This is a genomic window from Mycobacterium toneyamaense (genome assembly GCF_055384815.1).
Genome location: NZ_AP040333.1, coordinates 4,758,010 through 4,777,402, shown reverse-complemented (window position 1 = coordinate 4,777,402; position 19,393 = coordinate 4,758,010). Strand labels below are relative to the sequence as shown.

General features: G+C 68.1%; 22 protein-coding genes. 12 read left to right on the top strand and 10 right to left on the bottom strand.

All coding sequences use genetic code 11. The annotated features are described in order from the left end of the window. Positions 1–6: 6 nt before the first annotated feature. Positions 7–1,707, bottom strand: a complete 1,701-nt coding sequence (locus tag ACZ5IQ_RS23015) for an NAD(P)/FAD-dependent oxidoreductase (protein ID WP_064858360.1) — start codon at positions 1,705–1,707, stop codon at positions 7–9. 265 nt (positions 1,708–1,972) lie between these two features. Between ACZ5IQ_RS23015 and infA the strand changes: the two genes are divergently transcribed. The 8 genes from infA to truA all read left to right on the top strand — a co-directional run bounded on the left by infA (position 1,973) and on the right by truA (position 6,558). Beyond that, the gene (gene infA, locus ACZ5IQ_RS23010; RefSeq protein ID WP_003886926.1) at positions 1,973–2,194 is read left to right on the top strand and encodes a translation initiation factor IF-1; all 222 of its coding nucleotides are present in this window, start codon (positions 1,973–1,975) and stop codon (positions 2,192–2,194) included. Positions 2,195–2,242: 48 nt separating this feature from the next. Further along, positions 2,243–2,356, top strand: coding sequence for a 50S ribosomal protein L36 (gene rpmJ, locus ACZ5IQ_RS23005; RefSeq protein WP_003879483.1), 114 nt, complete (start codon positions 2,243–2,245; stop codon positions 2,354–2,356). Between the two features lie 155 nt (positions 2,357–2,511). Beyond that, on the top strand, positions 2,512–2,886 hold the full coding sequence (gene rpsM, locus ACZ5IQ_RS23000; RefSeq protein WP_060998921.1) for a 30S ribosomal protein S13: 375 nt from the start codon (positions 2,512–2,514) through the stop codon (positions 2,884–2,886). A gap of 4 nt (positions 2,887–2,890) precedes the next feature. Beyond that, positions 2,891–3,307: a 30S ribosomal protein S11 gene (rpsK, locus tag ACZ5IQ_RS22995; RefSeq protein ID WP_020101461.1), complete on the top strand. Its 417-nt coding sequence runs from the start codon at positions 2,891–2,893 to the stop codon at positions 3,305–3,307. Positions 3,308–3,321: 14 nt separating this feature from the next. After that, positions 3,322–3,927 carry a 30S ribosomal protein S4 gene (rpsD, locus tag ACZ5IQ_RS22990; RefSeq protein WP_060998918.1) on the top strand — a complete coding sequence of 202 codons (606 nt, stop codon included), beginning with the start codon at positions 3,322–3,324 and terminating at the stop codon, positions 3,925–3,927. 84 nt (positions 3,928–4,011) lie between these two features. After that, the gene (locus ACZ5IQ_RS22985) at positions 4,012–5,064 is read left to right on the top strand and encodes a DNA-directed RNA polymerase subunit alpha (RefSeq protein WP_060998916.1); all 1,053 of its coding nucleotides are present in this window, start codon (positions 4,012–4,014) and stop codon (positions 5,062–5,064) included. A gap of 62 nt (positions 5,065–5,126) precedes the next feature. After that, a complete protein-coding gene (rplQ, locus tag ACZ5IQ_RS22980; protein ID WP_133425289.1) occupies positions 5,127–5,678 on the top strand; it encodes a 50S ribosomal protein L17 in 552 nt (183 codons plus the stop codon). Further along, complete coding sequence (truA, locus tag ACZ5IQ_RS22975) at positions 5,662–6,558, top strand: tRNA pseudouridine(38-40) synthase TruA (RefSeq protein WP_226519453.1); 897 nt, start codon at positions 5,662–5,664, stop codon at positions 6,556–6,558. Before rplQ ends, truA begins: the two co-directional genes overlap by 17 nt. 2 nt (positions 6,559–6,560) lie before the next feature. On the opposite strand, the gene ACZ5IQ_RS22970 is transcribed toward truA, so the two are convergent. The 5 genes from ACZ5IQ_RS22970 to ACZ5IQ_RS22950 all read right to left on the bottom strand — a co-directional run bounded on the left by ACZ5IQ_RS22970 (position 6,561) and on the right by ACZ5IQ_RS22950 (position 10,410). Further along, entirely contained in the window at positions 6,561–7,286 is a 726-nt protein-coding gene (locus tag ACZ5IQ_RS22970; protein ID WP_226519452.1) for a cutinase family protein, read from the bottom strand. A gap of 20 nt (positions 7,287–7,306) precedes the next feature. Then, a complete protein-coding gene (locus tag ACZ5IQ_RS22965; RefSeq protein ID WP_061007234.1) occupies positions 7,307–7,912 on the bottom strand; it encodes a cutinase family protein in 606 nt (201 codons plus the stop codon). Positions 7,913–8,026: 114 nt separating this feature from the next. Next, complete coding sequence (locus ACZ5IQ_RS22960; protein WP_064858394.1) at positions 8,027–8,638, bottom strand: cutinase family protein; 612 nt, start codon at positions 8,636–8,638, stop codon at positions 8,027–8,029. Positions 8,639–8,748: 110 nt separating this feature from the next. Next, on the bottom strand, positions 8,749–9,417 hold the full coding sequence (locus ACZ5IQ_RS22955; RefSeq protein WP_464480345.1) for a cutinase family protein: 669 nt from the start codon (positions 9,415–9,417) through the stop codon (positions 8,749–8,751). A gap of 15 nt (positions 9,418–9,432) precedes the next feature. Continuing rightward, on the bottom strand, positions 9,433–10,410 hold the full coding sequence (locus ACZ5IQ_RS22950; protein ID WP_464481503.1) for an EamA family transporter: 978 nt from the start codon (positions 10,408–10,410) through the stop codon (positions 9,433–9,435). 120 nt (positions 10,411–10,530) lie between these two features. On the opposite strand from ACZ5IQ_RS22950, the gene ACZ5IQ_RS22945 reads away from it, so the two are divergent. From ACZ5IQ_RS22945 to ACZ5IQ_RS22930, 4 genes are all read left to right on the top strand, one after another. Further along, positions 10,531–11,085, top strand: coding sequence for a CGNR zinc finger domain-containing protein (locus tag ACZ5IQ_RS22945; RefSeq protein WP_020101471.1), 555 nt, complete (start codon positions 10,531–10,533; stop codon positions 11,083–11,085). 114 nt (positions 11,086–11,199) lie between these two features. After that, a complete protein-coding gene (gene glpK, locus ACZ5IQ_RS22940; RefSeq protein ID WP_212806892.1) occupies positions 11,200–12,717 on the top strand; it encodes a glycerol kinase GlpK in 1,518 nt (505 codons plus the stop codon). 114 nt (positions 12,718–12,831) lie between these two features. After that, complete coding sequence (gene eccB, locus ACZ5IQ_RS22935; RefSeq protein ID WP_212806891.1) at positions 12,832–14,181, top strand: type VII secretion protein EccB; 1,350 nt, start codon at positions 12,832–12,834, stop codon at positions 14,179–14,181. A 47-nt stretch (positions 14,182–14,228) separates the two neighbouring features. After that, the gene (locus ACZ5IQ_RS22930) at positions 14,229–15,341 is read left to right on the top strand and encodes a glutamate--cysteine ligase 2 (protein WP_464480344.1); all 1,113 of its coding nucleotides are present in this window, start codon (positions 14,229–14,231) and stop codon (positions 15,339–15,341) included. On the opposite strand, the gene ACZ5IQ_RS22925 is transcribed toward ACZ5IQ_RS22930, so the two are convergent. The 4 genes from ACZ5IQ_RS22925 to eccD all read right to left on the bottom strand — a co-directional run bounded on the left by ACZ5IQ_RS22925 (position 15,330) and on the right by eccD (position 19,350). Beyond that, positions 15,330–16,022 carry a DUF308 domain-containing protein gene (locus tag ACZ5IQ_RS22925; RefSeq protein ID WP_244602407.1) on the bottom strand — a complete coding sequence of 231 codons (693 nt, stop codon included), beginning with the start codon at positions 16,020–16,022 and terminating at the stop codon, positions 15,330–15,332. The two genes, ACZ5IQ_RS22930 and ACZ5IQ_RS22925, sit on opposite strands and share 12 nt — an antisense overlap. A gap of 47 nt (positions 16,023–16,069) precedes the next feature. Further along, positions 16,070–16,675, bottom strand: coding sequence for a TetR/AcrR family transcriptional regulator (locus tag ACZ5IQ_RS22920; protein WP_133425283.1), 606 nt, complete (start codon positions 16,673–16,675; stop codon positions 16,070–16,072). Between the two features lie 105 nt (positions 16,676–16,780). Next, a complete protein-coding gene (mycP, locus tag ACZ5IQ_RS22915) occupies positions 16,781–18,130 on the bottom strand; it encodes a type VII secretion-associated serine protease mycosin (RefSeq protein WP_133425282.1) in 1,350 nt (449 codons plus the stop codon). Then, entirely contained in the window at positions 18,082–19,350 is a 1,269-nt protein-coding gene (gene eccD, locus ACZ5IQ_RS22910; RefSeq protein WP_133425281.1) for a type VII secretion integral membrane protein EccD, read from the bottom strand. The genes mycP and eccD overlap by 49 nt, the downstream gene beginning before the upstream one ends. Positions 19,351–19,393: the final 43 nt, after the last annotated feature.

Below are 19,393 nucleotides of genomic sequence, written 5' to 3'. Positions count from 1 at the left end.
CTCCTCCTACGTCTCGGCCAGATACCGGTGCACCAGCATCACTGCCATCGAGCCTTCGCCAACCGCGGCTGCGACCCGTTTGGCCGATTCAGCGCGGACATCTCCTGCAACAAACACACCGGGCACACTTGTTTCCAAGTGGTGCGGCGGCCGGTCCAGGTTCCAGCCGCAGACGTCCTTGAGATCCGGGCCGGTGAGGATGAAGCCGTGGTCGTCGCGGGCGATGCCGGCGTTCTCCAGCCACTGGGTGCGCGGGGTGGCGCCGATGAAACAGCACAGGCGCGTCGACTCGACGTGCTCGCGCTCGCAGGTGGCGTTGTTGACCAGCCACAGCCCGGTCAGGTGCCCGTCCTCGCCGCAGGTGTCGACCACCTCGGTGCAGGTCCGGACGCTGATGTTCGGGGTGTTCTCGATCTGCTGGATCAGGTAGTAGGACATCGACGCCTCGAGCGACTTGCCGCGTACCAGCAGCGTCACCGACTTGGCCTGCTGCGACATGAACATCGCGGCCTGGCCGGCGGAGTTCGCGCCGCCGACGATGTAGACGTCCTCGCCGGCGCATTCGGAGGCCTGCGACACCGAGGCGCCGTAGAAGACGCCGTTGCCGACATAGCTGTTGCCGACGCTGTCGGGGTCCTCCCAGCACCCGGCGACCTGCAGATGCCGGTAGTCGACGCCGGTGGCCAGGATGACCGACCGCGCGGTGATACTCCGGCCGTCGTCGAAGGTCAGCGTCTTGCTGGCCAGCGACGAGACGTCCAGCCCGACGACCTCACGGGTGGTGATGACCTCGGCGGCGAAGCGCTCGGCCTGCCGCCGCGCCGAGGTCGTCAGCTCGGCGCCCGAGATGCCGGTCTCGAAGCCCAAATAGTTCTCGATGCGCGAGCTGCGGCCCGCCTGCCCGCCGGTGGTGGTGCGCTCGATCAGGACCGTGCGCAGCCCCTCGGACGCGCCGTACACCGCGGCCGCCAGGCCGGCCGGTCCGCCGCCGATGACGGCCAGGTCGTACATCTCCAACGACGGTGTGGTCGACAGGCCGAGCATTCCGGCCAGCTGCGCGTCCGTCGGCTGGACCAGCGTCTCGCCCTGCTCGGAGATCACCACCGGCAGCTCCAGCCCGTCCAGGCCGGCGGCGGTCAGCAGCTGCTTGCCCTTGGGCTCGTCCGACGCGTACGCGCGGTAGTAGTGCTGGTTGCGGGCCAGGAACTGGCGGACCTCCCACGAGCGGGGATTCCACCGGTGGCCGATCACCTTGGTGTGGGGGACGGCGCGGTCGCCGACCTCATGCCAGGCCTCCAGCAGGCCGTCGATGATCGGGTACAGCTTCTCCTCGGGCGGGTCCCACGGCTTGAGCAGGTAGTGGTCCAGGTCGACCAGGTTGATGGCGTTGATCGCGGCATGGGTGTCCGCGTACGCGGTCAGCAGCACGCGGCGGGCCAGCGGGAACACGTCCATGGCCAGTTCCAGGAAGTCGATGCCGTTCATCTCCGGCATCTGGTAGTCCGCGATGAACATCGCCACGGTGTCGCCCCGTAGCTGCAGCTCGTTGATCGCGACCAGCGCGTCCTGTCCAGATTCGGCGCGTACGATCCGATAGCGCTCACCGTAGTGTTTGCGCAGGTCGCGGGCGACGGCCCGGGACACTGCGGGATCATCGTCAACGGTGAGAATCACCGGATTGCGAGCCGGGGAAGCGGGTCCAGTCATCGCTGTTCATCATGCGCCCTGACTTGCGAAGACGATGCGCCTACCTGGCCTCTGCCGGGGTGCTCCGCGGATTTTGGTCCCTGGGGTCCGAGCGGGTATCGTGGACCAACGGTGCAGCTTCTGCGCCGGCTCTTTGCGTGCTCTGTTCTGAAGTTCCCCGGAATTTCCTGGCATTAAGTCCACGTTCTTGTAGCCGGGGTGGGCTCTGCGCCAAGCACGGGCGTATGAGATACGAAACCGAAGAACCAGAGGATTACCAAAGAGTATGGCCAAGAAAGACGGCGCCATCGAGGTCGAGGGTCGCGTGATCGAGCCCCTGCCCAATGCGATGTTCCGCATTGAGCTGGAGAACGGTCACAAGGTGCTCGCCCACATCAGCGGCAAGATGCGGCAGCACTACATCCGCATCCTGCCGGAGGACCGTGTCGTAGTGGAGCTCTCTCCGTACGACCTGTCCCGTGGCCGCATCGTGTACCGCTACAAGTAACTCGCCCGAGCACCATCAATTCAGAACCGAGAAAAGGATCGCTAAGTCGTGAAGGTGAACCCGAGCGTCAAGCCGATCTGCGACAAGTGCAGGGTGATCCGCCGCCACGGCCGGGTCATGGTGATCTGCTCTGACCCGCGGCACAAGCAGCGGCAGGGCTAAACACCAGCTCAAGCAGCACCCAAAACTGAATGCAGACCTCCCAGTACCACTGAGGGCAGACGGCCCTCAACCACGTCCGGCACGGAGGCCGGACCCCGACCAAGACGGGGAACGGACTGGGATCAGACCTCCGCAATGAAAAGGAACACTGCCTGATGGCACGCCTCATGGGCGTTGATCTCCCGCGCGACAAGCGCATGGAGATCGCGCTGACCTACATCTACGGCATCGGCCGTACCCGCAGCCAGGAAATCCTGGCCGCCACCGGCATCGACCGGGACCTGCGCACCAAGGACCTCACCGACGACCAGGTGACCCAGCTGCGCGACTACATCGAAGGCAACCTCAAGGTCGAGGGTGACCTGCGCCGCGAGGTGCAGGCCGACATCCGTCGCAAGATCGAGATCGGTTGCTACCAGGGCCTGCGCCACCGTCGTGGCCTGCCCGTGCGTGGCCAGCGCACCAAGACCAACGCGCGTACCCGCAAGGGCCCGAAGCGCACCATCGCCGGCAAGAAGAAGGCCAGGTAAGTAAATGGCACCCACCAAGAAAGCCGGCGCTGCTTCCAAGCGCGGCAAGCCCACTCGTCGCCGGGAAAAGAAGAACGTCCCGCACGGCGCCGCTCACATCAAGAGCACGTTCAACAACACCATCGTCTCGATCACCGATCCCCAGGGCAACGTCATCGCCTGGGCCTCGTCGGGTCACGTCGGCTTCAAGGGTTCGCGCAAGAGCACCCCGTTCGCCGCGCAGCTCGCCGCCGAGAACGCTGCCCGCAAGGCGCAGGAGCACGGTGTCAAGAAGGTCGACGTTTTCGTGAAGGGTCCGGGTTCGGGCCGCGAGACCGCGATCCGTTCGCTGCAGGCTGCCGGCCTCGAGGTCGGCGCGATTTCCGACGTCACGCCGCAGCCGCACAACGGCTGCCGTCCGCCCAAGCGGCGCCGGGTCTAGGGAGGATCTGAAAAATGGCTCGTTATACCGGACCCGCCACCCGCAAGTCGCGCCGTCTCGGCGTCGACCTCGTCGGTGACGATCAGTCGTTCGAAAAGCGCCCCTACCCGCCCGGCCAGCACGGCCGCGCGCGGATCAAGGAGAGCGAATACCGCACCCAGCTGCAGGAGAAGCAGAAGGCTCGCTTCACCTACGGCGTCATGGAGAAGCAGTTCCGCAAGTACTACGAGGAAGCCAACCGCAAGGCTGGCAAGACCGGTGAGAACCTGCTGCAGATCCTCGAAAGCCGTCTGGACAACGTCGTGTACCGCGCCGGTCTGGCCCGTACCCGCCGCATGGCCCGTCAGCTGGTCAGCCACGGTCACTTCACCGTCAACGGTGTCAAGGTGAACATCCCGAGCTACCGGGTGTCGCAGTACGACATCATCGACATCAAGCCGAAGTCGCTGAACACCCTGCCGTTCCAGATCGCCCGTGAGGTCGCCGGCGAGCGTCCGGTGCCGTCGTGGCTGCAGGTTGTCGGCGAGCGTCAGCGCATCCTCGTGCACCAGCTGCCCGAGCGCGCCCAGATCGTCGTGCCGCTCACCGAGCAGCTGATCGTCGAGTTCTACTCGAAGTAATTCGAGTCCTGGTGGCCCGCCCAATCCCGGGCGGGCACCAACCAACCGGCATCAAATAGCGGGTGCCGAGAAGGAGATAGAAAAATGCTGATCTCTCAGCGACCCACCCTGTCCGAGGACGTGCTGGCCGACAACCGGTCGCGGTTCACCATCGAGCCGCTGGAGCCGGGCTTCGGCTACACCCTGGGTAACTCGCTGCGGCGCACGCTGCTGTCGTCCATCCCGGGCGCGGCGGTCACCAGCATCCGCATCGACGGTGTCCTGCACGAGTTCACCACCGTCCCCGGGGTCAAGGAAGACGTCACCGACATCATCCTGAACCTCAAGGGCCTGGTCGTCTCCTCGGAAGAGGACGAGCCGGTCACCATGTACCTGCGCAAGCAGGGCCCGGGTGCCGTCACCGCCGGTGACATCGTGCCCCCGGCCGGCGTCACGGTCCACAACCCGGACATGCACATCGCCACCCTGAACGACAAGGGCAAGCTGGAGGTCGAGCTCGTCGTCGAGCGCGGCCGCGGTTACGTCCCGGCCGTGCAGAACAAGGCTTCGGGTGCCGAGATCGGCCGTATCCCGGTCGACTCGATCTACTCGCCGGTGCTGAAGGTCACCTACAAGGTGGAGGCCACCCGCGTCGAGCAGCGCACCGACTTCGACAAGCTGATCCTGGATGTCGAGACCAAGAACTCGATCGCCCCGCGTGACGCCCTGGCTTCGGCCGGTAAGACGCTGGTCGAGCTGTTCGGTCTGGCCCGTGAGCTCAATGTCGAGGCCGAAGGCATCGAGATCGGCCCGTCGCCGGCCGAGGCAGACCACATCGCCTCGTTCGCGCTGCCGATCGACGACCTGGAGCTGACCGTGCGGTCGTACAACTGCCTCAAGCGCGAGGGTGTGCACACCGTCGGCGAGCTGGTCTCGCGTACCGAGTCGGACCTGCTGGACATCCGTAACTTCGGCCAGAAGTCCATCGACGAGGTCAAGATCAAGCTGCACCAGCTGGGTCTGTCGCTCAAGGACAGCCCCGCCACGTTCGACCCGTCGCAGGTCGCCGGCTACGACGTGGCCACCGGCACCTGGAACAGCGATGCCAGCTATGACCTGGACGCCGACCAGGACTACGCCGAAACCGAACAGCTCTAAAGAAGAGATTCCGTCCCGGCCCTACCTGATACGGGGGCCGGCCCCAATTAGGAGAAGTTGCAATGCCCAAACCCACTAAGGGTGCTCGCCTCGGCGGGTCGTCGTCACACCAGGCCGCGATCCTGGCCAACCTGGCCACCTCGCTGTTCGAGCACGGCCGCATCAAGACCACTGATGCCAAGGCCCGGGCGTTGCGTCCGTACGCCGAGAAGCTCATCACCCACGCCAAGAAGGGCGCGCTGCACAACCGGCGCGAGGTGATGAAGAAGATCCGCGACAAGGACGTGGTGCACACCCTGTTCGCCGAGATCGCACCGCATTTCGCGGACCGCGAGGGCGGCTACACCCGCATCATCAAGGTCGAGAACCGCAAGGGCGACAACGCCCCCATGGCCGTGATCGAGCTGGTTCGGGAGAAGACCGTCGTCTCCGAGGCCGACCGCGCCCGTCGCGCGGCCGCCGCTCAGGCGAAGGCTGCCGAAGCCGAGGCTCCCGCTGAGGAAGCCGCTGTCGAGGCTCCGGTTGCCGAGGTCGAGGCTGCTGACGAGGGCATCGCCGACGCTCAGACCGCTGAGGCCGAGGCTGAGGCGACCGAGGATGAGGCCAAGTCCTAATCACGCTGTGAACGACGTGCCCGCCATCGAATCCGATGGCGGGCACGTTCGTTTACGGCTGGATATCTCGTACGACGGCACCGAATTCGCCGGTTGGGCACCGCAGGCCGGGCAGCGCACGGTCGCCGGTGTCATCGAAGAGACGTTGTCGACGGTGTTCCGTGAGCCGGTGCGCCTGGTCACCGCAGGGCGGACCGATACCGGCGTGCATGCCACCGGGCAGGTCGCGCATGTCGATGTGCCTTCTGCCGCACTGAGATTCGTCTATCCGCGCACACCCCGCCCCGGCGATCCGGAGTTCCTGCCGCTGGTGCGCCGGCTCGCGCGCTTCCTGCCTGCCGATGTGCGGGTCCGCCAGATCGTTCGGGCCGCACCGGGATTCGATGCCCGGTTCTCCGCGTTGCGGCGGCATTACGAGTACCGGTTGTCGTTGGCGCCGTACGGTGTCGAGCCGCAGCAGGCGCGCTTCATCACGCCGTGGTCGCGGCCTCTGGACCTGGAGGCGATGACGGCCGCATCGCGGGAGTTGTTGGGGCTGCAGGATTTTGCCGCGTTCTGCCGATTCCGGGAGGGTGCGACGACCATCCGGGATCTGCAGCGGCTCGACTGGCAGCGCTCGGGTGATCTGGTCACCGCCCACGTGACGGCCGATGCCTTCTGCTGGAACATGGTGCGGTCGCTGGTCGGCGCGCTGCTCGCCGTGGGGGAGGGCCGTCGCGAACCTGGTTGGATCGCAGGCCTTTTGGCGGCCGACAGTCGGTCGAGCGAGTACGCAGCCGCCCCGGCGCGGGGCCTGACCCTGGTGTCGGTGGATTACCCGCCCGACGATCAGCTGGCGTCGCGGATCGCCGTCACCCGGGATTTACGTACACTCGACTGAGCTCACGGGGCCGGCGGTGGGGGCGGGGCCAGGCGGGCGGCGACGAAGTCGGCGGCCTGATCGACCATGCCGGACCCGATGTAGCCGTCCTGCAGGTGGTTCTGCCAGTCGCCCTGCAGCTGGGTGATGGTTTGCGGAAGTCCGGCCATGCACACGGGATCGGCGCCGTTGCACTGGTCGATGGTGCGATCGAGATAGGCCGGGCCGATGTTGGAGCCACCCATGCGGTGGGTGACGTTGCCGAACAGTGCGACGGCCGCGATGTGGGTGTCCATGCCGGGCGGCAGCGGCCGGTTGAACCCGAATCCCTTGCCGTCGGAGGACAATGCCACGGCCGCCGAAGCGGCACCCAGCGAGTAACCGCCGATGATCAACCGGGTGTCGGGGCATCGTGCGGCCATGTCCTGAATGCGCGAGCTGATGTCGTTGGCGCCCTGGGCGATTTCGACGTTGGCGGGGTAGTTCACCGCGTAGACCCCGACGTTCAGCGGTGTCTTGGCGCGCAGCGCATCGACGAATGCGCCTCCCACCCGGCCGACGCCCGGTCGCTCGTTGCGGCCGCGCGCGAAGATCACCTCCGCCTGCGGGCACGGGTCCGCCGCTGCGACGCCGATGACAGCTGCAGGGGTTACGGCCGTCGCGGCCACCAGGCCGGTGGCAACCGACGCTGCCGCGCCGGCCAGGGCGACGGCAGACCGGACGGACGTCATGACGGAGCGGGGGGTCATGGCTGGAGTCTAGCGGCGCGTCACAGACGCGCAGCCACGAACTTCGCGGCCTGGGTCACCATGCCGGACTTGATGTAGCCCGGCGCGAGGTGATCCTGCCATTCGGAACGCCATTTGTAGGGGCTGCTCGGGTTGCAGACCGGGTCGTCGGAATGGCAGAGATCGATGGTCCGATTCTGATACGTCGGGCTCAGCGCGGTGATGGGCAGGGCCCAGTTGGCGCCATTTCCGAAGAGTGCGACGGCCGCAATGTGCTGATCGGCGCCGCGGGGCAGGGGGCTGTTGAAGGTGAAGGCCGAAATCGGTACCGCGATAACCAGATCGGTGGCGGCGGCGCCCAATGAGTAACCGCCGAGCACGATCTTGGTCGCCGGGCAGTTACGGGCGAGCCATTGCACGCGCCGGCTCATGTCGTTGGCGCCCACGTCGACCTGGGTGTCCGCGGGGTAATTCACCGGGTACAGACCGATATTCGGGCCGCGGAGCTGACGCAGCGCGGTGACGAAGGCGGCGCCGACCTGTCCGGGACCGGGCGGTTCCATCCGGCCGCGCGCGAACACGACCTCGGCGGGCGCACATGTGGCAGCGGCGTTGGCCATCCCAATGTCCGTCAGTAGCACGGACATTGGGATGGTGCCGACAGTCAGAATGGTGATCAGCACACACAGCGTCCGGCGGCCAATCACAAATCCGATGGTATCCCGACGAATTGACGGTCTCGTCGAGAAAAGATGCCAGCCTTACAACAATCCGGCGACGAAATTGGCCGCTTCGTTGGTCGGGCCACCCGCATAGCTCTTGTGCGCCGGCACGCTCTGACCGTCGGTCTGGCAGATCGGATCACCCGCGTTGCACAGATCGATGACCTTGCCGCCCCATACCGGGCTCGCCGTCAGAGGCAGGCCCAGCTTGGCGGACGGGTTGCCGAACACCGCGATCGCCGCGACGTGGCCGGCGGCCTCGGGCGGCAGCGGGTTGTTGAAGCCGATGCCCGGAACCGGGATGGCGCCGATGACGTCCATCACCGCGGCGCCCTGCGAGTAGCCGCCGAGCACCTGCCGGGTGCCCGGGCAGTTCTCGGCCATCCACTGGATGTGGGCGCTGGCGTCGTTGGCGCCGTCAGCGGCGGCCAGGAAGTCGTATGACGCCGGGTAGACGACGGCGTAGGCGCCCACCGAGCGGCCGCCGACCTTGTTGCGCAGCTGGTTGACGAACGCGCCGCCGACGCGGCCCAGGCCCGGATCTTCGGACGTGCCGCGGGCGAACGTCACCTCGATGTCGGGGCAGTTGGCCGCGGCGGCGGTGCCGATGGCACCCAGGGACGGTGGCGTCAGCACAGTGATGCCGGCCATGACGACGGTGGTTGCGGTGCCGGCGAAGGCCCGGCGCAGAGCACTGATGATCACACCGAATCCTAACCGCGACTCCCGATGTGCTCCCGCGACAGCCGGTCCGCCGCCGGTCAGACGCGGGATGCGATGAACTGCGCGGCCTGCCCGATGTACTCGGACGACTCATAGCGCGAGTGCGCGAACGGGTTTCGGCCACGCGAGCAGATCGGGTCGCCCCACAGGCACAGGTCCACCGAGCGGTTCGAGAACAGGCCGATGGAGTCCAGCGGATGGCTGAACTTGGCCGACGGGTTACCGAATACGGCGGCAGCCGCGACCCGGTTCGCGAGTTCGGTGGGCAGCGGAGGTGCCGAGCCGACATCGCCGATCCGGTCACCGAGCGGCGGAACGCCGGCCAGCATGTCGACCACCGCGGCGCCCTGCGAGTACCCACCGAGCACGATCTTGGTGCTGGGGCACTGCTGCGCCATCAAGGCGATGCGGTTCTGCGCGTCCGCCGCGCCGTCCTGTGCGGTGAGGAAGTCGTAGGACGCCGGGTACTCGACGGCGTAGCCGGTGACGGTGCGGCTGCCGACCAGGGGCTGGATGGCGTCGACCAGGACCGAGCCGACGCGGCCCATGCCGGGGTCGTCGTGCGTGCCGCGGGCGAAGATCACCTCGATGTTCGGGCAGGGGTCTGCCTGGGCGGGTGCCGACGGCAGCAGCGCGGTTCCGGAGATGACGGTGGCGGCGATTGCGGCCACTCGGACCGACATGCTGAGCAAGGTCACGCGGGCCATCTTCACATATGGGGCTCAGCTACGGCCAATTGTTTGACCTGCTGGCAAACCCTCCGGGCTGTCGGGCCAGTCGTCGTGCCAGGTCGCTTCGCCGCGGTCGCCCTGGCGGGCAAGCGCCAGGCCGGCCAGCACCACCGCTCCGCCCAGCAATTGGATTCCGGTGATGGCCTCACCCAGCAGTGCCCACGCCGCCAGCACGGCGAACATCACCTCGGACAGGCCGACCAGCGAGGCGAACCGGGGCTGCAGGCGGGCGATGCCCATGATGCCGAAGGTGTAGGCCAGTGCGGTCGGCACGATGGCCAGGGCGATGACGGGGACCAGCCAGGACGTCGTCAGGCCGGCCAGCGTGGTGGCGTGGCTGGTGAAGGCCAGCGGCATGACGCCCGAGACGCCGAGCAGTGCCACCGCAGCGGCGCCGACGATCAGGCCGCCGGTGGCCAGGGTGATGGAGTGTAGGCCGGTGCCGTCCGCGCTGGCCTTGTCGGACATGACGAAGTAGCAGGCGGCGCAGATGGCGGCGCCCATGCCCCAGGCGATGCCGGCGAGGCTGATCTGGGTTCCGGTGTGGCTGCCGGGTCCGACCAGGCCGAGCACCAGCGTGATGCCGGCGATGGCGATCGCGACGCCGGCGAGCGTGAGGGTGCTGGGGCGGCGCCGGGTCGTGGCCCATACCCAGCCGACCACCAGCAGGGGTGCGGCGTACTCGAGCAGCAGTGCCACGCCGACCGGCAGATAGGTGACGGCATTGAAGTAGCACAGCTGGGCGCCCGCGATCGGGATGGCGCCGTAGGCGACGACCGTCGCTTTGTGGCTCAGCGCTTCGCGTACCCAGCCGCGGCGCAGGATCGTCGCGACCACGGCCATGACCAGCGCGCCGCCGGTCAGCCGGGCGACCACCGCGGCGGTGGGGCTCCAGCCCGCCTCGATCAGGGACTTGCCCAGGGCACCGGCCATCCCGAAGGTGAAGGCGGATGCGACGGCAAAGATCATGCCGGTCCGGAAGTGGCCGGCCGCGGTGCCGTTCGACGCAGTCACGGGCCACCTCCGATGATGTAATGAGTGAAGTTGGGATTGGTCATGACGCTACGGAGGGCGGGTGTAACGAGTCAAATGAATTTCAGTCATGACACGGAGCTCACGCTGCGCGCGGCGTGCGTGTTGATCAACAGCGACCGGGTCGACGGCGACCAGCTGGCCGACCTGGCGGCCCTCGACGGGTATCTGAACGACTTCGGCTGGACGGGCCGGCGCGACCGGGACACCGCGGAGCTGGCCGCGGTGCAGGCCCTGCGCGAACGGCTCGGGTTGCTGTGGGCCGCGGCGGACGACGAGGAGGCGGTGGTCGGCCAGGTCAACGCCCTGCTCAGTGACACCCGCGCCAACCCCTGGCTGACGCGACACCCCGAGATGCCGGAATGGCACCTGCACCTGGCGGCCGACCAGGACCCGCTCGCCCAGCGCATGGGCGCCGAGATGGCGATGGCCCTGGCCGACCTGATCCGCGCCGGTGAACTGCGCCGGCTCAAGACGTGTGCGGCGTCGGACTGCACCGCGGTGCTGATCGACATGTCGCGCAACCGATCCCGCATCTTCTGCGACACCGGGAACTGCGGGAACCGCCAGCACGTCGCGGCGTACCGCGAACGCCGCGCCCGCGAGAACTGACATTCGGCGTCCGACGCGCCCGCGCCGGTTGCCGCAATGCATCGCGTGACAGGCCCGCGTCTCCTACCGTGATGTCCGACAGCGGATGCAGCGTTTGAGCGGAAGGACGGGCCATTGGCCGAATTCGTGGCGGCCATCGACCAGGGCACCACCAGCACCCGGGCGATGATCTTCGATCACTCAGGTCGCGAGGTCGGACGCCACCAGCTCGAGCACGAGCAGATCCTGCCGCGGGCCGGGTGGGTCGAGCACAATCCCGTCGAGATCTGGGAGCGCACCGGCTCGGTGCTGCAGACCGCGCTGAACAAGACCCGGCTGTCGGCGTCCGATCTGGTCGCGCTCGGTATCACCAACCAGCGTGAGACGACCATGGTGTGGAACAAGCACACCGGGCGCCCGTACTACCACGCGATCGTGTGGCAGGACACCCGCACCGACCGCATCGCCTCGGCCCTGGAACACGACGGCCACGGCGACGTCATCCGCCGCAAGGCCGGTCTGCCGCCGGCGACCTACTTCTCCGGCGGCAAGATTCAGTGGATCCTCGAGAACGTCGACGGCGTGCGGGACGCCGCCGAACGCGGTGACGCGATCTTCGGCACCTGCGACACGTGGGTGCTGTGGAACCTGACCGGCGGTACCCGCGGCGGCGTGCACGTCACCGACGTCACCAACGCCAGCCGCACCATGCTGATGAACCTCGAGACCCTGGACTGGGACGACGAACTGTTGTCGTTCTTCGGGATTCCGCGCCAGATGCTGCCGGCCATCGCGTCGTCGTCGGTGTCGGAGCCCTACGGCCTGACGGCGGCCGACGGCCCTCTCGGCGCGCCGGTACCGGTCACCGGCATCCTCGGCGACCAGCAGGCCGCCATGGTCGGGCAGGTGTGTCTGTCGGCGGGCGAGGCCAAGAACACCTACGGCACAGGTAATTTCCTGCTCCTCAACACCGGTGAGAAGATCGTGCGCTCGGAGCACGGCCTGCTGACGACTGTGTGTTACCGCTTCGGTGACGCGAAACCCGTTTACGCGCTGGAGGGTTCGATCGCCGTCACCGGGTCGGCCGTGCAGTGGCTGCGGGACCAGCTGGGCATCATCGCCGGTGCCTCCGACAGTGAGACGCTGGCTCGCCAGGTGGAGGACAACGGCGGCGTCTACTTCGTGCCGGCGTTCTCGGGACTCTTTGCGCCGTACTGGCGTTCGGATGCGCGCGGCGCGATCGTCGGGCTGTCGCGGTTCAACACCAACGCCCATATCGCCCGGGCCACCCTCGAGGCCATCTGCTACCAGAGCCGCGACGTCGTCGACGCCATGGCCGCGGACTCCGGCGTGCACCTCGAAGTACTCAAGGTCGACGGCGGCATCACCGCCAACGAACTGTGCATGCAGATCCAGGCCGACGTGCTGGGCGTCGAAGTGGTGAAACCCGTTGTCGCCGAGACCACTGCGCTCGGCGCGGCGTATGCCGCCGGGCTCGGTGTGGGGTTCTGGTCGAACCCTGACGAGCTGCGCGCCAACTGGCTGGAGCACAAGCGCTGGGCACCGTCGTGGGACGACGGCCAGCGCGCCGCCGGATACGCCGGCTGGCAGAAGGCCGTCGGCCGCACCCTGGACTGGGTCGACGTCTCCTAGGGATTTGTGCACGATTTTCCGCGGTCGGCGCGGAAAATCGTGCACAAATCCCCGAGAAAACTGGCGTCGGGACGGGTGGCCGTCCGCGGTTAGGCTGCTAGCCGGGGGATGGACATGGCTCGGGGGCAGGGCGCGCAGCTGGAGGCCAGCGGCCGGCGTTTTCAGACGCGGCGGCTGATGCATGCACTGGTGCGTGGTGACGCGGCGATGGTCGACGAACCGATTCGCGCGCAATCGATTTCGTACGCGTCAGGATGGCTCGTCGGACTGTTGGCAGTGGCGGTCTGTGCGGTCATCGCGATCGCGTCGCCGGCGGGCAGGCTGGGAGACGCGCCCATCGTCATGGTCCGGGACACCGGCGCGCTGTACGTGCGGATCGGGCCGACGTGGCACCCCGCGCTGAATCTCGCGTCGGCCCGGCTCGTCGCGAGGTCCGCGGTCAACCCCGTCGCGGTGGACGCGGCGGCCATCGCGAGCGCACCGCGCGGGCCTCTCATCGGAATCCCGGGTGCCCCAGCTGAATTGGGCCGGCCACTCGCGGCGGCGTCGTGGCAGGTGTGCGACAGCGGCCGGACGTCACTGATCGCCGGCGAGGGCGCTGTCGGACCCGATGGCGGACGACCGATCCTGGCGACGGCGGCGGGGGAGCACCTGTCCACCACCTATCTGCTGTACGGGGGCAAGCGCGCCGCGGTGGATCTGCGTGACCTCGCGGTGGTCAGAGCGCTGCGGCTCGACGGCGTCACGCCCCGGCAGGTGTCGCGATCGTTCCTCGACCTGCTGTCCGAACTTCCCGCGATCACGGCGCCGCCGATCCCGGCCCTCGGCAGGACGGGCCCGGGCGGTTTCGTCGTCGGGCAGGTGCTGCGCGTGAGCCGCGCCGACGCCCCGGAACATCACGTGGTCCTCAGCGGTGGTCTGCAGCGCATCGGTGACGTGGCGGCCGACGTCATCCGCTTCACCCACGGCGTGGACGACGGTGACCTCCGCAGTGTGGCGCCGGCGGCCATCGCCGCCATCCCCGCGGTCCACGACCTTGCCGTGTCGACGTTTCCGGACCGGGCGAGCCCGCCCCTGCCGAGCGAGGCCCCGGTCTGCGCCCGCTGGCGATCGGACGACAGCCGCGCCGAAACCGTTGTCGTGCAGGGGAAACCCGGCCAGGCGATGAGGACGCTGGCGCAAGAAGACGGTGACGGTCCGAACATCGATGCCGTGGCGATCCCGCCGGGCCGCTACGCCTACGTGCACGCCACCGGGGCCACCGGTGGATCGGTGACCGGACCGCTGTACCTGGTCACGGACAGCGGGGTGCGGTACGGCCTCCACGATGCCGAGACGGCGAAGTACCTCGGGGTGGAGGGTGCGCCGCTGCCGGCGCCCTGGCCCCTGCTGGCCCGGTTGCCCGGCGGCCCCGAGCTGAGTGTGGCGGCGGCCGAGGTGCAGCGCGACGGCCTGTCGCCATAGCGAGCCGGCGGGTTTGCCCTGGTGGCCTCCGGGGCATTCCAGGTGCCATGACCGACCTGCCGACTTTCGGGGTGGAGGAGGAATTTCTCCTCGTCGATCACCGCGACGGTGCGCCCACTCCGCGTAATCAGGCGGTCGCGGAGTATGCGGCCGCACGCGGTGTGGACCTACAGCTCGAGTTGACCAGGTGCCAGGTCGAGACCACGACCGCCGTAATGAGTAGCAGCGACGATCTGCGTGCGGAACTGACTCGGCTGCGCCGCGTCGCCACCGAGTCGGCCGAGGCACAGCGGGCGCGGCTGTTGGCCGTCGCGCTACCGCCGACCGTGCCGCACGCGTTCCCGGTGACGACTACCGAGCGTTACGGCCGCATCGCCGACCGCTTCGGCATGATCGCTCATGAGCAGGGCATCTCTGGATGTCACGTGCACGTCGCGGTGCCCAGCCGGGCGGCGGCCGTCGACGTCAGCAACCGGCTCCGGCCGTACCTGCACCTGCTCCTTGCGCTGAGCGCGAACTCCGCGATCTACCGCAACACCGACAGCGGTTACGCCAGCTTCCGGGGCGTGCTGTGGACCCGCTGGCCGAGCGCCGGACCGCCACCATACTTCGACTCGGTCGAGGACTACGACGCCGTCACCAACACCCTGACGCGGGCCGGTGCGGTGCTCGACGACGGCATGCTCTATTGGGATGTGCGGCCGTCTGCCAATTTCCCGACCGTCGAGGTGCGCGTGGCCGATGTGCCGGCAACAGTGGCCGAGACCGTGTTACTGGCCACGCTCATCCGGGCCGCGGTGATGACGGCGCTGGACGCGAAGGAACGTGGGAAACCGATACCACGCCTTGCTGATTGGACGCTGCGCGCCGCGCACTGGAAGGCGGCGCATGACGGGCTCGACGGCGAGGCGATCGACTTGGCGGGCGACTGCTCGATGGCGCCGGCCCGGGTTCTGCTCGCCGGATTCATCGAGAACCTCCGCCCGGCCCTCGAAGCGCTGGGTGACTATGACATGGCCCGCGACGAGTTGGCCCGCATCGCCGAGCAGGGCAACGGGGCCATGCGGCAGCGTCGGGCCTGGCGACGCCGCAAAGATGTCGGCGATGTCATGTCCGAATTGGCCACGGCGACAACGACGTTCGATCCGCTAGCCCCGTGACCGTCGACTGAGCTTCGCGGTGCGTGCGTCCCCGTCGTGCGGGACACCTATTGCCTTGGTGCGCTTGGCCTTCACCGTCAGCCAGACCGCTGAAATGAGAAAGTAGATCGCGCCCATCGCCGCGTATCCGGCAAGGGTCTTGACCGACTCGATGGTCGGCGTGTGAGCCTGGGTGATGAACAGGCCCCCGACAAGCGCCGACTGGCCGCCGCTGAGGACCATCGCCCACTGCGCGCCGACCTTCCAACGTCGAATGGCGGTGATGAGTTGCAGCAACCCGGCAAGGGTGGCCCACGCGCCGAAGACCGCGAGTACCCACGTCGTACCCGCGAACAGGGCGTAGGCAGCCACGACGGTGACGATCAGACTGACCGCAACGTTGATCAACTGGCTGCGGTTTTGCGCCAGTCCACCGCTTCGCGCGGCATCCCAGAAATTCGCGGCGGCGTCCCACAGCGGATAGAGGATGAGCCACCCCGAGGCCAGCGGAAGGCTGTGCTGGGCGAGCGTCAGCGCGCCAGCTACCCAGGCGAAGGAGAAGGCTGCGCGAACGAAGTAGTAGACCTTCAACCACTGCTCACGGTCGGTCTCGGACGGGCTTGCTTGGTGGATTGACATGATGGGTTTCCTCTCAATGATTTCGATCGCCGCGACGAATCGGTTTCGGCGGGTGCGCCGCATTGCTCACTTCGACGACTTGTTCGTCATTGGTGCTGCCGCCGTGGTGTTCACGCAGTTGCCGTCGGAGTGGAGCCCATCGCGTCGAGTCGGTTGACCAGAGGGGTTACGACGGTGGCGAACGTTGCGGCATCGCCGTAGGCGCGGGCGGACAGCATCGCCCCGTGCACGGTGGCCATGAACACCTCGGCGTCGACGCCGGGACTTGTCTCGATTCGAATCAGTTGCTGCTCGGCGCCCCGCTCGAGAACCGACGTCAGCCACGCCGACAGTGCGCGAAAGTGAGCGGTCACCTCGTCGGCGACTTGCTCCGGGAGGGAAGGTAGTTCGCCGGCCAGGAGGGCGCAGACGCAAAATGGATGGCTCGCGTCCGCGATGCAGGCGCGCCAGTAATCGACGTAGCTACGCAGCATGCCGATGGGATCGCCGACGTGGCGTTCTATCTCGGCGATTCCGGCGAGGGCCTCCTGCCGGTAACGGCTCACCAGGGTCCGGACAAGATCGGCCTTGGTGGGGAAGTGGTGGTGAATGCTCGGCTTGCGGATGCCGATTTCGTTCGCGATGTCGGCGTAGCTGAAGCCGTTGTAGCCGCCGGCGATGATGAGTCTTTCTGCGTGAGTAAGGATTTCGTCTGCTGTCGACGGAGCTCGTGCCACGCAAGCTAGCCTACCTACTAGTAGGTAGGGGCGTCAAGGTGGGGGCGGACGGACGCCATCTGAATCTGTTTTCGCCGACCTGCACACGCAATGACCTTCGGTTGCCTATCGCGGTGACCGGCGCCGCCCGGTCGCGGCGACAGCCGCCACCGCGATGCAGATTGCGGTGCCGAGGAAGGCGATGCGCCGCGACGGCCGATGATCGGAGCCGGACGCCGGCGCACTCTGCCCGGTCGACACCCGCGCCGGGGCGGGTGTCGGCACACCGCCGCTGACCGCGGCCAACGGGTCGACCACGCCGCGGCCGATCTGGGGGTTCCAGCCGTCGGCCGGATGGCGCGCGGTGTCTTCGATACGGGCCATCACCTGGCGGGCCGACAATTGTGGCAGTCGCGAACGCACCAGTGCGACAACACCACTGACGACGGGTGCGGCGTAGCTGCTGCCCGACAGCGGGCGCCCGTCGGGCCGGCTGTCGACCAGTCCGTCGCCCTGCGCGCTCAGTGACACCACCGACTCGCCGGGCGCGGCGACGTCGACCCAGGGTCCGGCCAGGCTGAATGGCGACGGCGTCCCGTTCGGGCTGACCGATCCGACGGTGAGCACGTAGTCGTCGTACCAGCCCGGGCTGACGACGGTGTGCACCGTGTCCCAGTCCGGCGTGCCCGGCCGTTTGGGATCGGACAGCGGGTTCTGCCCCGCGCAGTCACCGCTGGCGTTGCCCGCCGCCGCGACGACCACGACATTGCGGACATCGACCGCATAGGCCAGGGCGGCGCCCAACGACCGGTCGTCGAGCGGGTCCGCGGCGGGCATGCAGGCGACCGACGAGATGTTGATGACAGTGGCGCCCGCGTCGGCGGCCGAGCGCACCGCACGGGCGAGCGTCTCGACATCACCCACCCCTGATATCTCATGATCGTCGGTCAGCCGGAACTTGTTGCTGGACTGTCGAATCGCCAGGATCGTGGCGTCGGGTGCCGCACCGCTGAAGGTCCCGTTGTCCGGGGCAACGGCGCCGATCAGTCCGGCGATCGCCGTACCGTGGCCGTCGCAGTCCTGCGTACCGTCCCCGGACGAGACGTAGTCACCGCCGGCGACCAGGCGGGGGAGCAGTCGGTGCCGGGCCACGCCGGTGTCGATCACTGCCACCAGCTGTCCGCTGCCGCGGGAAAGCGGCCACACCGCAGCAAGATTGAGCATGTCGGGTTGGTCTGCGGGACGGGCATCAGCCGGCTTCGCCGTCGCACACCGGTCCGATTGTTCGGTCCTACCGGGCGGCGCCGGGGCCGCGGGTCCGGGAAGTTGGCTGTGATCAACCGGTTTCGGCGCGATGGCATGTGCGCACGGAGCGGCCGACGCGATGGTGATCGTCAAGGCGACAGCGATGACCCGTCGCAGGGCGCTCACAGGCCACGCGCCAGGCGGAAAACATCTGCGGTCCAGAGTGCGCATGCCGGCACGGCGACCAGTGCCACGTATTCGAGATGTACAAAGCCTCGGCCCACCGTGGCACTCACCCGTCCGATCCGCTGAGCGCCCAGCACCACCGCGATGACGCCGCCGCCGAGCCAGGCGGCCCAGCCGGGGAATGCCATCGCGGTGACGACCAAAGCCGCAGTGGTACAGACCATTCCCGCGACCATGACCGCCCACCGCCGTGCCGGATGCCGATAGGACGGTGCCCGCAGCGCAATCGCGGCCGTCGCCACCCAGATGAACACCACCGTCGAGGTCCGGGACTCATGGACGGCGCCCATTGCAACCACGACGGCGCCGGCCGCCGCGGCAGCGGCCGCGCCCACGACCATCGCCGTGAGCACCCGCTGCGCCAGCTCGATCCGTTGCGGATCGCCGTCGGTGACCGTCGCCGAGCGCGGCGTGAGTCCCGCGACGGTGACAGCGCACCGCGGCGCGGCCGACAGCACCACAAATGCCGCCACGGTGGTGGCCACCCCGGTACTGGCCAGCGCCACCGACCACATGCTCGCCGCAACGGTCGCCACCATTGTCGGCATCGTAAAGGCCACGGCCGCAACGGATACGGGAAGCACACCGATCCGTAGCAGAACGAGGGCCACCGCGAACGCCGTCGCCGATCCGAGCAGGACGTTGGGCGCCGCCGGGCCACCCGGTACGGCCGAGAAACCCGCCGCGAAAGCGAGCACGACGGCGGCGGCCGGCCACGCCGCCCGGCCGGACCGCCATGACATCGCCACTGCAGCCAGCGCACCACCGCAACCGACAGTGGCTGCCGTGAAGTGGTCGCCGCGCGCAGCAGACCAGAGCAGCAGCACGGACGCGGCGGTCACCGCCCACAGACAGAGCACGGGCCCGACCAGATGGCCGGTGGCATCGCGAGGCGCCTGGTCGGCGGCCATGGTCGCCGTGTGCCTCCGGAGCGTGCCGAACTCCGGCACCGTGCTTCGCCGCAGCTCCAGGATGTCACCGTCGTGAACTCCGTTTTGCCGCAACGATAATGACCCGTCGATCGGATCCCCGGCAGCCCGGCTCAGGTGCCAACTCACGCCTTCCGGCGCGCGCGCATGTGCCAGCGCCACGATGTCAGGGAGCAACGCGTCCACCGCGGCGCCCGCAGGCAGCACCAGATCGGTGGTGTCGCTGGTGCGTTCACTGTCGGTCCGTACGGATAGCCGACACACTGCTTCAGACATCGCGCCCCCCGGATCGACATGCCGATCTCACCGTAACCGCGAA

What these genes read in the sequence shown, in the direction of transcription:
- ACZ5IQ_RS22960 (WP_064858394.1), bottom strand. Translation starts at nt 8,638, where the DNA reads ATGGCCGGCATCACTGTGCTGACGCCACCGTCCCTGGGTGCCATCGGC.
- ACZ5IQ_RS22955 (WP_464480345.1), bottom strand. Translation starts at nt 9,417, where the DNA reads ATGGCCCGCGTGACCTTGCTCAGCATGTCGGTCCGAGTGGCCGCAATC.
- ACZ5IQ_RS22925 (WP_244602407.1), bottom strand. Translation starts at nt 16,022, where the DNA reads ATGCGGCGCACCCGCCGAAACCGATTCGTCGCGGCGATCGAAATCATT.
- ACZ5IQ_RS22945 (WP_020101471.1), top strand. Translation starts at nt 10,531, where the DNA reads ATGAATTTCAGTCATGACACGGAGCTCACGCTGCGCGCGGCGTGCGTG.
- ACZ5IQ_RS22965 (WP_061007234.1), bottom strand. Translation starts at nt 7,912, where the DNA reads ATGTCCGTGCTACTGACGGACATTGGGATGGCCAACGCCGCTGCCACA.
- ACZ5IQ_RS22970 (WP_226519452.1), bottom strand. Translation starts at nt 7,286, where the DNA reads ATGACCCCCCGCTCCGTCATGACGTCCGTCCGGTCTGCCGTCGCCCTG.
- eccD (WP_133425281.1), bottom strand. Translation starts at nt 19,350, where the DNA reads ATGTCTGAAGCAGTGTGTCGGCTATCCGTACGGACCGACAGTGAACGC.
- rplQ (WP_133425289.1), top strand. Translation starts at nt 5,127, where the DNA reads ATGCCCAAACCCACTAAGGGTGCTCGCCTCGGCGGGTCGTCGTCACAC.
- ACZ5IQ_RS22930 (WP_464480344.1), top strand. Translation starts at nt 14,229, where the DNA reads ATGACCGACCTGCCGACTTTCGGGGTGGAGGAGGAATTTCTCCTCGTC.
- rpsM (WP_060998921.1), top strand. Translation starts at nt 2,512, where the DNA reads ATGGCACGCCTCATGGGCGTTGATCTCCCGCGCGACAAGCGCATGGAG.
- eccB (WP_212806891.1), top strand. Translation starts at nt 12,832, where the DNA reads ATGGCTCGGGGGCAGGGCGCGCAGCTGGAGGCCAGCGGCCGGCGTTTT.
- ACZ5IQ_RS23015 (WP_064858360.1), bottom strand. Translation starts at nt 1,707, where the DNA reads ATGACTGGACCCGCTTCCCCGGCTCGCAATCCGGTGATTCTCACCGTT.
- mycP (WP_133425282.1), bottom strand. Translation starts at nt 18,130, where the DNA reads ATGCGCACTCTGGACCGCAGATGTTTTCCGCCTGGCGCGTGGCCTGTG.
- infA (WP_003886926.1), top strand. Translation starts at nt 1,973, where the DNA reads ATGGCCAAGAAAGACGGCGCCATCGAGGTCGAGGGTCGCGTGATCGAG.
- rpsK (WP_020101461.1), top strand. Translation starts at nt 2,891, where the DNA reads ATGGCACCCACCAAGAAAGCCGGCGCTGCTTCCAAGCGCGGCAAGCCC.
- ACZ5IQ_RS22950 (WP_464481503.1), bottom strand. Translation starts at nt 10,410, where the DNA reads ATGATCTTTGCCGTCGCATCCGCCTTCACCTTCGGGATGGCCGGTGCC.
- rpsD (WP_060998918.1), top strand. Translation starts at nt 3,322, where the DNA reads ATGGCTCGTTATACCGGACCCGCCACCCGCAAGTCGCGCCGTCTCGGC.
- ACZ5IQ_RS22985 (WP_060998916.1), top strand. Translation starts at nt 4,012, where the DNA reads ATGCTGATCTCTCAGCGACCCACCCTGTCCGAGGACGTGCTGGCCGAC.
- truA (WP_226519453.1), top strand. Translation starts at nt 5,662, where the DNA reads ATGAGGCCAAGTCCTAATCACGCTGTGAACGACGTGCCCGCCATCGAA.